Below are 13,239 nucleotides of genomic sequence, written 5' to 3' on the forward strand. Positions count from 1 at the left end.
CCGGAGCATGACCCTGATCCTCGGCGCCGTCGCCTACGACCCGAAGGTCGTCACCATCTGGAACGGGTTCCGCGCCTGGCTGCGGGCGCACGACCTGCCGTTCGACTACGTCCTGTACTCCCACTACGAGCGCCAGGTCGAGGACCTGCTCGCCGGGCGGCTCCACGTCGCGTGGAACTCGCCGCTGGCGTGGGTACGGGCCGAGCGACTGGCCCGTGCCGCCGGCCGCGAGGTCCGGCCGCTGGTCATGCGGGACACCGACCGCGACCTGCGCTCCGTGCTGCTGGTGCGGGCCGATTCGCCGTGCGCGAAGGTCGCCGAGCTCCAATACCGCACCGTCGGGCTCGGTGCGGTGGACTCGCCCCAGGCGACGCTGCTGCCCACCGCGCTCCTGCGCGAGGCCGGGCTCGTCCCCGGTGGCGACGTCACCGTGCGCCGCTTCGACACAGGCGTCGGCCTGCACGGCGACCACATCGGGGGCGAACGCGACGCGGCGCGGGCGCTGATCGCCGGCGAGGTCGACGCCGCCGCGGTGGTCGACACCAACGTCCTGCTGTTCGGCCGCGAGGGCACCCTGCCGGCGGGCAGTACCAGGGTGCTCGCCCGGACCGGGGCCTTCGACCACTGCAACCTCAGCGCCGTGGACACCGCGCCCGCCGACCTGGTCGACCGGCTGGGTGAGCTGCTGCTGTCGATGTCCTACGCCGACCCGGAGGTGCGACCGCTGTTCGACCTCGAAGGACTGAGGGAGTGGCGGGAAGGGCGGACCTCCGGCTACGCCCGGCTGGCAGCCGCCGTGGACGACGAGGGCTTCTACGACGGCCGAGGCCGCGTCACCGCGCGGGGGTACTCGCCATGATCGTGCCGGGAGTCCTGGACCTGCACGGGCTCGGGTTCGAGCGCGGCGCCCACCTCCTCGTGCAGCAGGCGCTGAAGAACACCCCGCCCGGCGGGGAGCTCGGTGTCACGGGAGCCGATCCGGCGCTCGTGGTCCACCTGACCGCGTGGTGCCGCCGGCAGGGCCACCGGGTGCGCGAGGCGTCGGACACCGACTCCGGCGTCCGCGCCCTGGTCGTGCGCGGACGGGCCGACCTGGACCGCTGGGCGGGTGCGGTCCGGGCCGGTGGTCCGGGCGTCGACGGCATCGTCGCCGAGCCCCCGTCCGACTGGGGGTTGGCGGCCAGGGGCGCGCTGGTGGAGAGCGGCGGTCCGGCGACCCCGTTCGACATCACCCACCGGGACCTGGTGTGGGCGGAGATCGCCCCCGCGCTGTACGCCAGCGCCGCCGCCTCGCAGTGGAACCCCGACACCGAGGTCCACTGGGACGCGGGGGAGCCCCTGCCCGACGAGGTCGAGGACGCGGTCGTGCAGGTGATGACCTACCTGGTCGAGAACGAGCAGACCGCGCTGGTCGTCCCCGCCCGGCTCCTCGCGCGCGTCCACCCGCACTTCCGCGAGGTCCAGCAGCTGCTCGCCGTGCAGGCGGCGGACGAAGCCCGTCACATGGAGGTCTTCACCCGCCGGGCGCTGTTGCGCCGCGACGAGCTGGGCACCTCCTCGGTCAGCGGCCGTGAGTCCCTGGCCGGCCTGGTGGCCGAAGCCGACTTCTCGGTGGCGTCGTTCCTGCTGTCCGTGCTCGGCGAGGGCAGCTTCCTGAACCTGCTGGACTTCCTCGACAAGAACGCGCCGGACCCGGTCACCCGGCAGGTCACCCGGCTGGCCCGGCGTGACGAGGCCCGCCACGTCGCCTTCGGCGTGGCCCACCTCCAGCACCAGGCCGAGCGCGACCCCGAGGTGAGGCGGCGACTGCGGTCCGCCGTCGAGCGCCGCTACCGCGCGTTGGTCGACACCGCCGGGCTCAACCAGGACGTGTTCGACGCCCTGGTGATCCTCGCTGCCGGCGCGTGGGAGCCCGACGCCATCGGCAAGGGGTACGACGCCGTCATGGCCCTCCAGTCCGAAATGGACGAAGGCAGGCAGCGGCGCCTGGTCCACCTGGGTTTTCCCGCCGACGAAGCCGCCGACCTGTCGGCCCTGCACACCCGCAACTTCATGTGACGCGACCCGGCCGCGCGTCACCCGCCGTGCGCGCCGGAGATCGAGCAGCAGGACACCACCGGGTGCCAGTACCGCGTGACGCTCGCGGAGCGGCATCATGGCCGTCTCGGGGAACCGGTTGTGCGGCACCGTCGTCGACGGCTGCGCCCTGATCACCGACCTGCTGACCGGGGCCCCCGACGCGCGGGCACCAGCCCCGCCGTCGAGCACGGCCCCCCGACCTGTGGCCGCGATCCCGCCACCAGCACGGCGAGGGCGCACCCGGCGGCCAGCAGACCGACGTGCCCCCACGGGACCCGCACAGCGACGCCGGCGAGCGCCATCGGCGGGAGCGCGACCAGGAGCGCGAGCCCGAGGCTGATCGCCGTCGTCACACCGGATTCGAGCAGGAGCAGCTGCTGTATCCAGCGTTTGCCCACTCCCACCGCCGTCAGCACCGTCGCGTGGTCGCGCGACGTCCGTGCCCGGGTGCCGGCGACTGCGGCTGCGGTCAGCACCGCGAGCAGTGCCGGCCCGATGGCGACGGCGTACAGCGACGTCGGCAGGACCGCGGGCTCCGGCGGCCGGTGGACCAGCACGAAGCTGTGCCCGAGCCGAGCGTCGGCCACGGCCTGCTGCGCCGCCCGTGCGATGTCGTCCGGCACATCGGTGAACACCACGGCCGATGGGGCGGCGTTGGTGGTGTGCGCGGCGAGCACCACGCCGTTCGCGTAGCTCCGCCACGACGGGTCGGTGAACGGCACGAAGCGCCCTGAGCGCAACGACTCCAGCTCGGTGGGAGTCAGCGCGCGGTGGTCCAGCGCGGACACGTCGTCAGGCGAGTCGACCACGAGCAGTCGTTGGCGCGGCAGGAACCCGGTCCGAACTCCCTGGCCGGTGATCCTGGTCCGGACGGCGGCGAGGACGTCGTCGGGCGGCGGGTGCCCGATGCCGGCCCGGCCGCTGACGATGACCTGCCCGGACGGTGCGTCGGGCACCACCGACGCCTCCTGGTGCGCCAGGTCGGTGGCGAGCAGCGTCATCAACGCCAGCGCCGGGGTGAGCGCCGCGGTCAGCACGACGACGGCGGAGGCGCCGCGGTCGCGCAGCCGGCGTGCGCCCAGCCGCAGCCTCGGGTCGCGCTCCGGGAGCAGCCCGGCCAGCCGCGGCACCAGGTCCGGCACGAGCAGCAGCACCACGGCGCCGACGAGCGCGGTGACGACCATCGCACCGGTCACGCCGTCCGAGCGGGTGATCGCGAAGGCGACCGCACCGACGAGCAGCACGGCCAGGTACCGGCGTGCGGCCGGGCCCGCCGCCCGGGTGCCGCGCCGGAAGTACACCCCGCACGCGAGCGAGGTGACCAGGAGCAGCTGTGCCGTCGGCGGCAGCAGGTCCGGCACCGGGGAGAACGGCTCGGCCCGGTCCCGCGCGAGGATCGTCCGCACCAGGAGCCCGATCCCGATGCCCGCCCCGATGCCGAGCGCGGTCCAGACGAGGGTCGACGCCGTGGCCGCGACGCCCACGGCGTACGTCTGGCGCACGCCGACGGAGTGCAGGAGCGTACGGGTGCGGCGCGACCACGCCCCGGTCAGCCCGGAGATGGCCAGCACGGTCAGCACGGGCAGGGCAAGCGCGGGAATTCGGTGGACGAGCGGGTTGCGCTCGATCCACGACCGCGGGTGGCGCGTGTCGCGCGCCACCACGGTGCCGGCCAGAGCGGCGCCGGCGGAGGCGGGACCGTTCCAGTACACCGTCGTCGTGGCGCTCACGCCCTCGCCGCGGATCGTCGCGAACGTGCCGGGGGCGGCGAGGATCGTGTTCCAGCCGGAGTAGGAGTCGCGCACGGTCCCCACGACCCGCAACGTGCCGTGTGGCACCGCGAGCGAGGAGCCGGTCGCGGCGGTCACCACGGCCTCGCCGGCGTGCCGCGGCCACCGTCCACTCGTGAGCGCGAACCGCGCGGGGAAGGGCGTCACGCCCCAGTCCGCCTCCAGGTACCTCGTCACCGGCGGGTCGACGACCGACGGCCGCACGTCCGTCGAACTCAGCGTGACCGTGATGTCCCGGCCACCCGCGCGTCGCACCCCCGCCAGATCGGGAGGCTCCGGTGTGGCCAGTTCGACCCGGGCGTCGAAACGGCCGAGATCGCGTTCGTCCACCTGCTGCGCGGTGAGCGCGAACGCCTTGACCGTGACGAAGAGGCCGACCAGCACCGACGCGGTGACGAACATGAGCGCGGCCGACCATGTCAGCGCCCTGTTGCGCATCAACCTGATCGCGAACCTCATACCGGTGCCCCCACCGCCGTGCGCACCCTGCCGTCGGACATCTCGTAGACCGTGTCCGCGATCTCCCGGCACATCGGGTCGTGCGAGCACACGACGGCCACCATGCCGTCGTCGCACAACGCTCTGATCAGCTCGAACAGCTCACGGGCGGCACGCGAGTCGAGCGCGCCCGTCGGTTCGTCGGCGACCAGCACGCGCCGGTCGCCGACCAGCGCCCGTGCGACGCCCACCCGTTGCCGCTGGCCGCCGGAGAGCTGGTGGGGCATCCGGTGCGCGACATCGGCGAGGCCGACCCTGGCGAGCTGGTCGAGCGCCCGGGCGCGTCCGTCGAGCCCCTGCGCCTCCAGTGGCAGGGCTACGTTCTCCAGCGCGGTGAACTCCTCGATCAGGTTGTGCTCCTGGAACACCACCCCGATCGTGGTGAGCCGCAGTCGGGCGCGGGCGCTCTCGTCGAGCAGGCCGAGGTCGACCTGCTCGACGAGTATTCTCCCGGTGTCCGCGGTGTCGAGTCCCGTGATCAGGTTGACCAGCGTGGACTTGCCCGAACCGCTCGCCCCCGCCACGCACACGAACTCTCCCGCACGTGCGGTCAGGCTGACGTCTCGCACGGCCGTGACGGTCTCGGCGGTGGAGGCGAACGAGCGGCTGACGTTCTCCACCACGAGCAACCGGGAGGTCATGTCAGCACCGGCCCTGGGTGTTCCACGACGAGAGCTTGTTGTCGTCCCTGGAGTTGATGTCGTCGTCCGACGTCCCCGCCCTCATCGTCACGCACCGGCCGCCGCCGCCGGCGTCGTGGTACCAGCGGGCGTCGACGTTGGTGAGGTTCCGCCACGACGACATCTCGTCGTTCGCCACGGCGCTGACGTTCGTCGTACCCTTCAGCGGCGCCTTCTCCTCCAGCTTGGTGCCGTAGTTGTTGTGCTTGTAGATGCAGACCCGGTCGGGCGTGCAGGACTCAGCCTGGACGCTCGCCGACGCCACACCGATGCCCCCGAGCACCACAGCGCCCGCGACGGCCACACCGGCCGCCAGCTTGCCGAACTTCATGGGAATTCCTCCTTTGGTTCGCCCTCTTCGTCGCCATGTCGGGACTTTCGGCGCGGGAGCACGAATGGCACAGCGGTACCCCTGCGCGTCGCCCGTTGATCTGCTGTAATGGCTGCACAGATGCCCTCCGCCGGGAATTTCGGTCAGGAAGGCGACTGCGGGCCCGTCGTAGGGCGTTCTCCGACGGGTGGGCAAACTGTGTGCCACGGCTGGTGCACCGTTCCTGTAGCACTCTTGAAACCGCAGGTCAGGGGGCGGGTTCGGGAGGGAGCGGCGCAGGCCGCAGGGGGTGGTGACGATCGAGTTCCGCGTGTTCGGAGAAGTCGAGGCGATCGTCGACGGACGTGTGGTCGACCTGGGGCCTTCACGCCAGCGGTGCGTGCTGGTCGCGTTGCTCGTCGACGCGAACAGATTGGTGTCCCTGGACCAGCTGATGGACCGGGTCTGGGGTGACAGCCCGCCGCACAGCGGCAGCAATTCCCTGCACAGCTACCTGTCCCGGCTGCGCAAGGCGCTGGGTGTCGCGATCTGCCGGCAGCCCGGCGGCTACGTCCTGCGGGTCGATCCGGCGATGGTGGACCTGCATCGATTCCGCGACCTGGCCGAGCGGGCGCGCGGCTCCGACGACGCGACCGCCGTCGCCCTGCTGGACCGGGCACTCGCGCTGTGGCGGGGAGCGGCCTTCCCGGTCATGGAGACGCCGTGGGCGGACGAGGTCAGGACCGCGCTGCACCGCGACCGGCTGGAGGCGGTGCTGCACCGCAACGAGCTCGGCCTCCGCGGTGGCCGCCACGCGGAGCTGGTTCCCGAGCTGCTGGCGCTCGCCGCGGAGGAGCCGCTGGACGAACGCCTGGCCGGCCAGCTGATGCGCGCGCTCTGCCTGGGCGGACGGCCGGCCCACGCGCTGGAGCACTACGAGCTGGTCCGGCGCAGGCTCTCCGAGGAGCTCGGCGTCGACCCGAGTCCCGCGCTCCAGCGGGTGCACCAGCAGATCCTCACCGGGTCGCCCGCGCTCGTGCCCGCGGACACGCGTCCCGTGCACGCCCTGCCGCACGACATCGCGGACTTCACCGGCCGCGACCAGGAGCTCGCACAGCTGCTCGACACCGTCCGCGACCCGTCCGGCGCGACGACGGTGATCGCCGCGATCGACGGCATGGCGGGAATGGGCAAGACCGCGTTGGCCGTGCACGCCGCCCACCGCCTCTCCTCGTGCTACCCGGACGTGCAGCTGTTCATCGACCTGCACGCGCACACGGCCGACAGACAGCCCGTGGACACCGCGGCGGCTCTCGGCACGCTGTTGCGTTCGGTGGGAGTGCCGGGTGAGCGGATTCCGGCCGGGCTGGACGAACGGGCGGCGCTGTGGCGTTCGACGCTCGCGGGGCGGAAGGCCCTGGTGGTGTTCGACAACGTGGTCAGCGCGGCCCACGTCCGCCCCCTGCTGCCCGGCGGCCCCCGCTGCCTGGCGCTGGTCACCAGCAGGCGCAGGCTGACCGACCTCGACTCGGCCCGCACGCTGTCGCTGGACGTGCTGCCGCACCGCCAGGCGGTGGCGTTGTTCACCAGGGTCCTCGGCGACGAACGGCGCGAACCGGGGGCCGTCGGCGAGGTGGTCGGCCTGTGCGGGCACCTGCCGCTGGCGATCAGGATCGCGGCGGCACGGCTGCGGTCCCGTCCGGTGTGGACGGTCGGGCGCCTGGCCGGCCGCCTGCGCGCCGGGCTGAGCGAGCTGGCGACCGGCGACCGCAGCGTGGTCACCGCCCTGCACCTGTCCTATCGGCAGCTCACCGAGGCGCAGCAACGGTTGTTCCGGCTGCTGGGCCTGCACCCCGGCGCCGACTTCGACGGGTGGTCGGCCGCCGCGCTCACCGCCGCCGGGGTGGTGGAGGTGGAGCGGACCCTGGAGGAGCTGGTCGACCTGCACCTCCTGCAGGAGCCGGAGCCGGGCCGGTACCGGATGCACGACCTGCTGCGCGCGTTCGCCGTCGAGCTGACGACCGCCACCGACAGCGCCCAGAGCAGGCACGCGGCCCGGACACGCCTGCGCGACAGGTACCTCTCCACCGCGGCGAGGGCGGTGGACGTCGTCGCGCCGGGAGACGACCACGTTCGCCCGCCCGCCGACCTCCCCGGCCCGGCCCTGTCCGGCTACGCGGAGGCGATGGCGTGGTTGGAACGGGAACGGGAGAACCTCGTGGCCACCGCGATCGCGGGGGCGCACTCGGGTGAGCTGTCCACGACCCTGTTGCGCTACCTCGACCTGCGCGGCTACCACGACGACGCGCTCGCGCTGCACGGCCACGCGTACGCCACCGCCCGCGGTCGCGCCGACGCCGAGGCGGAGTGCCAGGCGCTGGGGAACCTCGGCACCGCCTGCGAGCGGCTGGGCCGTTACGACTCGGCGGAGAAGCACCACCGCAACGCGCTGGACCTGGCCAGGTCGGTCGGCGCCCTGCCGCTGGAAGGCCGCACCCACAACAACCTGGCCAACGTGTACCTGGCCGTGGCGGACCACCACAACGCGCTCGTGCACTACCGGCAGGCGCTCGACATCGCGGTGCGGACCGGGAACCGCGTCGGCCAGTGCCGCTCGGCGAACAACCTCGGCATCGTCCACGAGCGGCTGGGCCAGTACGACGAGGCGGCCGTCCAGCACACCGAGGCGCTGACCGTCGCCGAGCAGGTCGGCGACGTCGCCGGGCGCGGGTACGCGTTGCACAGCCTGGGTTTCGCCTACCGCCGGCTGGGGCGTGCGGACGAGGCGCTCGGCCACTTCCGGCAGGCCGTCACGATCGCCGAGCACACCGCCAACCGGAGCCTGGAGGGCTACACCAGGCTGGGCCTGGGACTGCTGCTGGCGGACCTGGGCCGGTTCGCGGAGTCGGCCGCCAACCTGCACAACGCGCTCTCCGTGGCGAGCGACACCGGGAATCGGGGCCTGCGGACCGAAGCGCTCAACGGCCTCGGCGAACTGGCCCGGCGGGGCGACGACCCGGCACGTGCCCTCGTCCACCACCGGGAAGCCCTCGCACTGGCCGAGGAAACCGGCGACCGCTACCAGCAGGCCCGCGCTCATGACGGGCTGGCCCATGCGCAGCACGCCCTGGACCGGCGGTCCGAGGCCCGGCGGCACTGGCGCAGCGCGTTGACCCTCTACGTCGCGGCCGGCGTGCCGGAAGCCGATCCCGTCCGCGTTCGACTGTCCACCGCAGGGTGACCACCGAGTAGGAGCTGAGCCGTGAAACCGTACTCCGCCCTGGCAGCCGCGGTGCTGCTCGCCACGTTCCCCGCGCCCTCCGCGCGGGCGACGATCAACGGAACCGAGCCGGGCACGCAGATCTACTACGTGGGATCGGTGCAGGAGGCCACCGGTCCGGAGGCGTCCCGGCACCTCTGCGGGAGTGTCCTCACCGAGGACTACTGGGTGCTCACCTCGAAGCAGTGCGTGCAGGGCAGAACGCCCGAGTCGGTCAACGTCCGAGTCGGGTCGCGACGCCATGCGGGCGACGGTGAACTCATCTCCGCCGCCCGCATCATCCCGCATCCCACCAGCGACGTGGCGCTCATCCGGCTGAGCAAGCCGAGCAGCGCCGTCCCGGTGCACGTGGCCGAACAGCCGGCCGGGACGGGTGCCGAGGCCAAAACGCTGGGCTGGGGCCAAACCTGCCCGACCGCCGGGTGCGGGGGACCGAGCGCGGAGCTGCAGGCGGTGGCCGCCCGCACCGAGCCGCGTTCCGCGTGCGGCGGCGAGGGTGACCGCCTCTGCACGACGTATCCGAACGGTGGTGGTCCCTGCTTCGGCGACGAGGGCGGCCCGCTGGTCAGTCGGGACGGCTTGCTGCTGTTCGGGCTCGTTCCCAGCTGGGTGCCCGAGGCGCACGACTGCACCCTGGACCGGCCGCCCGTGATCGACCTGTCCGCGCTGCGCGACTGGATCGACCGGGAAATCCGCTGACCGGACCCGTCGGAGCACCAGGCCGACGTGCGCCCCTGGCGGTGCGGCGCGGCGCCCGACCCGCGCTCGGCCGATCCGCGGTTCCAGCGACGGGACGGCCGCTCGGGGCGGCCCGCTGCTCCTCCATCGCCCCTGCCCCCGCTGTCAACGGACTGCGGCGTGGGCCAGGTGCTTCTTCCGGAGGCGGATGGACAGGACGAAGACGGCGGACACCTCAAGCAGGAGGAGGGTGCCGGAGACGGTCGTCGACAAGGCGCTGATCGCGGTCGGCGGGTGCGAGCCCGGCACGATGAACACGGTGGCGGTGAACGCCAGTGAGATCATCAGCATCGTGACCGACACGGCGACGGGCAGCCGGCGCAGCGGACGTGCCAGCACCACCTCGACGGCGTCCCGGAGGGTGAGGCGTCGCCTGCCCGCGCGCCAAGCCGCCATCGGCCAGCGGAGCACCACCGACCAGAGTCCGCCGAACAGGAGCATGGCGATCGCGGTGCTCAAGTCGTCCACGGCGGTCCTGCCCAGTGGCGGGGTGCCGAAGATGGAGCCGATCACCCCACCGACGAAGCCGCTCACCCCCATGAACACGCCCAGCCACAGCGGGATCAACAGCAACCCGCTGGCGACTCGGGCGGCATCCACCGACTCCGTGCTCCGGGCGGCGGACATTCGCCCGGTCGGCTGATCACCGGTCCCCGCGGCGCGCTCGTGTGCGGCGGCGTCCTCGGGCGGCACGGCGTGCGCGGTCGGCGGCGGCTCCGGCGCGGGCGGCTTCGGGCCGGGCGGTGCGGCGGCTGGGTCCGAGCGCGGTTCTTTGCGCAGCAGCAAATCCGCGCTGGTGTCGGTGCTCTTGAACTTCGGTTCGGGCAGCCCTCGGTTCGACATGGCGGCGAGCAGCGAGCGGTAGAGCGTCCGGATCGTCAGCGGTGAGCCCGCGATCGACGTCCCCCGTCTCAGGAGCCCGATCAGCTCCTCGGTGAAGGCGGTGTTCCGCGCGCCGGGCGGTGCGTGGGACACCTGGTTCCGGGGCGCCGAGGTGATGACCGACGTGCCCGCGATCGCGATGTCCCGGGCGTTGATCCCACCGCCGGACATCGCGCCGAGGACCGTCCCGGAGTAGCAGCAGTCCAGGATGAGCAGCTTGACCCTGGCGGGGCTGTCCGCCAGCACTTCGCGCACGAACTCGAACGGGACCGCGGAACCGGCCAAGCCGTCCCGGTCGGTGTGCCGGACGGTCAGGTACAGCTCGTCCCTGGTGTCGTGGCGGACGCCGTGACCGGCGTAGTACACGAGCAACAGGTCCTCGGCCTGGCTGACCGCGCCGCGCAGGCGCTCCATGAAGCTGCTCACCGAGTCCGGGGTGTCGACGACGACGCACTGCTCCCACCCCAGGATGCCGGTGTCGGCGGCGGTCAACGCGGATACCAGGTCGAACAGGTTGTTGCGCACCGCGGGCAGCGGTGGGAACCGGTCGGTCTGGCGGAAGTCGCTCGTACCGATCAACACGGCCCTTGAGCGCACCGGATCGGGAAGCGTCGCCACCTATCCCTCCAGGAACGTCCGGACCGCGGTGGCCGTCGCGTGCGCGTCGTCACCGGAACCGCACGTCAGCTCCAACTCGCGGCCCTGCTCGTCGCGGACGGTGAGGGTGATCTTCGCGGTCGTGCGGCGGTGCTTGAGGTAGTCGAACAGCGACCGCACGAGCACCGACACGGTCCCGCTGGTCAGCACGATGACGGCGGCGTCGACGATCTCGCCCATCTCGCCCTCGGCCGGTGGTGCCGCGGCGAGGCTCACCCGGCCCCGCAACGCGTCCTCGTCCCGCAGCCACATCACCAGTGCGCGCAGGTCGTCAGCCGAGCCCGCTGTCCGCACGCGCGCCGTTGCGGTCGACACCCGAACCCCCTCGTCGGCGGAGCCTGACCACTCCGGCCGGTCAATAGTCATCTCGCGGGTGGAAGATCCACCCGCGCCACGCTAGCGCAACCACCGCCGTCGAACAGCACCTTTCGCGGTGAACGCACCCTCATACCTCGTACTGGTCCCGAGCGCCGGCGAAGTCGTGCTTCACTGGCCCGATCACCTGAACGGGCTTGACCTTCGACACGGGGCGGATCAGCGGCTATGCGCCGAGGGTGGTGCGACGGACGCGGACGCTGGAGCTGTGCCCGTCGTGCTGCGACCAGCCGCTGCTGAAGCCGGTGCTGGTGGCGACATCCCATCCCTTCTGCGCGCGCATCTGCTGGGCGAAAGCCGCAAGGTCCTTGATCCGGCATCCGCAGTCGAAGCGGACGTCCACCCACACGTAGCGAGCGGTGGGGTTGGTCTCGGAGGAACTGACTCCCCAGCGGATCTGGTGCTCGTGCTCGGCCAGTCCCGTTCGTTGCTGGTCGTGGACGATGCCGAAGGCTTTGGCGTAATCGTCCAGATCGTCGATGACGAACAGGTCGCTGCGGTACTGACCGGGCCAGACGGCGTACAGGCGCGACGCGCCCGAACGAGCCCGCTCGTAAGTGCCCGCGTCCTGCCCGAAGGTCACCGTGCCATCGGATGCGACTTCGATGTAGCAGATCGTCGACATGGTGTACGGGAAGTCCGCACTGGCCGCACTGCGTGGTTTCACCGAGCCTCCCGGTTCCCTTCGCGTCACCTTGCATTTCCACCCGCCTTTCGCACTCGGCGAATGATGTCGGAGGAGATGGGTCAGGCTCGGCCGATGGTCGAAGGCTCGGCCGCGAAGGGTGCGCATCAAGCACCCCTCGACGTCGGTGGCGACGGCTTTCCGCTGCTGGAGCACGGATTGAGGCTTTCCGTGAGCCCGGGCGGGACCGTGTCCGCCGCGGTGGTGCCCGGAACGGTCACGGTCTGCTCGTCCAGGGCGGTCCAGATGGACTCGACCAGTTGGTGCCCATGCGGGCGCGTTCGCGGCGGCGATCGCGGCGACTGTGCGTCGTCCGGCTTTGCGGATGCCGGCCGGTCCGCCGCAGCGGGACAGGATCTCCAGCACCGCCGAGTGCGCGATCCGGGTTCCGAGGGCGGGGTGGATGCCGGTGAGCAGGCCGCGGATGTGGGTGGAGATGCGGGTGGCTTCGGCGGCCAGGACGTCGTCGAACCCGACCAGCACGCCGAGTTCGGCGAGGGTGTCGTCGCCGGTGCCGACCGCGCGCAGGGTGAGGGACAGCGTGCAGGCCGCGTCGGCGATGACGAAGGCGTCGCGGGCGTCGGTCTTGGCCGTGCCGGGGTAGAGGTCGGCGATACGGCGCATCGCCGGACCGGGCGGGCAGGCGACCCGGTGGCCGGCCGCGCGGGCGACCGCGACGGGCAGGGCGCCGGTGGTGGCGGGCTGGTCGACCACGACCAGCACCGTCCCGTGTCGGGCGCCATGACCTGTGTGGGAAGGCGCTCTGGGTGTTCCCCCGAGCGGAGTTGCCGTCGGCGGCCGACGCCGCCTACGGCGACGACATCGAGGGTGGTGCGCGCCGCCGTTCTCGAGTCTTGGCGATCAACGTCCTCGACCGGCTCGGCCGCCACCTGGGCGCGTTCACCTGTGGTGGGGCAGTGCGAGTGTGGAGGGGCAGTGCGACGATCATGGCCTTCGCACGGTATGTCGCCCGGCTGGAGCGTGGCGAGGACTCCGGTGGACGGGCCGGCGGGCGAGGACTTCTGAACACCGCGGATCTCCGTGCCCCCGGACCCACCCACCACGACCGGCGCGGCGGCGCGCCATCGGCGCAAAACACCCATATCGAGCTATTGGGGATGGCTGGATGAGTGGGTGATCCGTCCTGTGCTGCACGTCACAGTCTCTGGCTGTGAGCGCTGGCGGTGCGGATCGATTCGCTGGGACGGCCGCTTGACGTCGCCGGTGATGGGCGCGTGCGTCCTGGTTCGGCGAGGGCCGTCCCT

9 protein-coding genes and 1 pseudogene are annotated in these 13,239 nt (G+C 72.4%); 4 read left to right on the top strand and 6 right to left on the bottom strand.

What is annotated here, in order from left to right; genetic code table 11:
* The first annotated feature begins 7 nt into the window (after positions 1-7).
* The gene (locus C8E97_RS15115; protein ID WP_121006042.1) at positions 8-859 is read left to right on the top strand and encodes a phosphate/phosphite/phosphonate ABC transporter substrate-binding protein; all 852 of its coding nucleotides are present in this window, start codon (positions 8-10) and stop codon (positions 857-859) included.
* Positions 856-2,058, top strand: coding sequence for a diiron oxygenase (locus C8E97_RS15120; RefSeq protein ID WP_121006044.1), 1,203 nt, complete (start codon positions 856-858; stop codon positions 2,056-2,058). The genes C8E97_RS15115 and C8E97_RS15120 overlap by 4 nt, the downstream gene beginning before the upstream one ends.
* A gap of 152 nt (positions 2,059-2,210) precedes the next feature.
* Here C8E97_RS15120 and C8E97_RS15125 read toward each other — a convergent pair whose 3' ends face one another.
* Genes C8E97_RS15125 through C8E97_RS15135 form a run of 3 tightly spaced genes read right to left on the bottom strand, consistent with a single transcriptional unit; the run spans position 2,211 to position 5,378 of the window.
* On the bottom strand, positions 2,211-4,328 hold the full coding sequence (locus tag C8E97_RS15125; RefSeq protein WP_121006046.1) for a hypothetical protein: 2,118 nt from the start codon (positions 4,326-4,328) through the stop codon (positions 2,211-2,213).
* The gene (locus C8E97_RS15130) at positions 4,325-5,008 is read right to left on the bottom strand and encodes an ABC transporter ATP-binding protein (protein WP_121006048.1); all 684 of its coding nucleotides are present in this window, start codon (positions 5,006-5,008) and stop codon (positions 4,325-4,327) included. Before C8E97_RS15130 ends, C8E97_RS15125 begins: the two co-directional genes overlap by 4 nt.
* Position 5,009: 1 nt before the next feature.
* Positions 5,010-5,378, bottom strand: a complete 369-nt coding sequence (locus C8E97_RS15135; protein ID WP_121006050.1) for a peptidase inhibitor family I36 protein — start codon at positions 5,376-5,378, stop codon at positions 5,010-5,012.
* 292 nt (positions 5,379-5,670) lie between these two features.
* Here C8E97_RS15135 and C8E97_RS15140 point away from each other — a divergent pair, with 292 nt between their 5' ends.
* Together C8E97_RS15140 and C8E97_RS15145 are read left to right on the top strand one after the other, a co-directional pair.
* Positions 5,671-8,598, top strand: a complete 2,928-nt coding sequence (locus tag C8E97_RS15140) for an AfsR/SARP family transcriptional regulator (protein ID WP_170211859.1) — start codon at positions 5,671-5,673, stop codon at positions 8,596-8,598.
* A 51-nt stretch (positions 8,599-8,649) separates the two neighbouring features.
* Positions 8,650-9,336 (top strand): S1 family peptidase, encoded by a 687-nt coding sequence (locus C8E97_RS15145; protein WP_170211860.1) that lies wholly within the window; start codon positions 8,650-8,652, stop codon positions 9,334-9,336.
* Positions 9,337-9,480: 144 nt separating this feature from the next.
* On the opposite strand, the gene C8E97_RS15150 is transcribed toward C8E97_RS15145, so the two are convergent.
* From C8E97_RS15150 to C8E97_RS15165, 3 genes and pseudogenes are all read right to left on the bottom strand, one after another.
* A complete protein-coding gene (locus C8E97_RS15150; protein ID WP_170211861.1) occupies positions 9,481-10,839 on the bottom strand; it encodes a caspase family protein in 1,359 nt (452 codons plus the stop codon).
* Between the two features lie 36 nt (positions 10,840-10,875).
* Complete coding sequence (locus C8E97_RS15155; protein WP_147455122.1) at positions 10,876-11,229, bottom strand: effector-associated constant component EACC1; 354 nt, start codon at positions 11,227-11,229, stop codon at positions 10,876-10,878.
* Positions 11,230-12,082: 853 nt separating this feature from the next.
* Positions 12,083-12,712: pseudogene (locus tag C8E97_RS15165) on the bottom strand (IS110 family transposase); the annotation flags it as partial.
* Between the last annotated feature and the right edge of the window lie 527 nt (positions 12,713-13,239).

Source organism: Saccharothrix australiensis (assembly GCF_003634935.1).
Lineage (GTDB): Bacteria > Actinomycetota > Actinomycetes > Mycobacteriales > Pseudonocardiaceae > Actinosynnema > Actinosynnema australiense.

Coding starts and splice junctions, on each gene's coding strand:
- C8E97_RS15115 (WP_121006042.1), top strand. CDS start 8: ATGACCCTGATCCTCGGCGCCGTCGCCTACGACCCGAAGGTCGTCACC.
- C8E97_RS15120 (WP_121006044.1), top strand. CDS start 856: ATGATCGTGCCGGGAGTCCTGGACCTGCACGGGCTCGGGTTCGAGCGC.
- C8E97_RS15125 (WP_121006046.1), bottom strand. CDS start 4,328: ATGAGGTTCGCGATCAGGTTGATGCGCAACAGGGCGCTGACATGGTCG.
- C8E97_RS15130 (WP_121006048.1), bottom strand. CDS start 5,008: ATGACCTCCCGGTTGCTCGTGGTGGAGAACGTCAGCCGCTCGTTCGCC.
- C8E97_RS15135 (WP_121006050.1), bottom strand. CDS start 5,378: ATGAAGTTCGGCAAGCTGGCGGCCGGTGTGGCCGTCGCGGGCGCTGTG.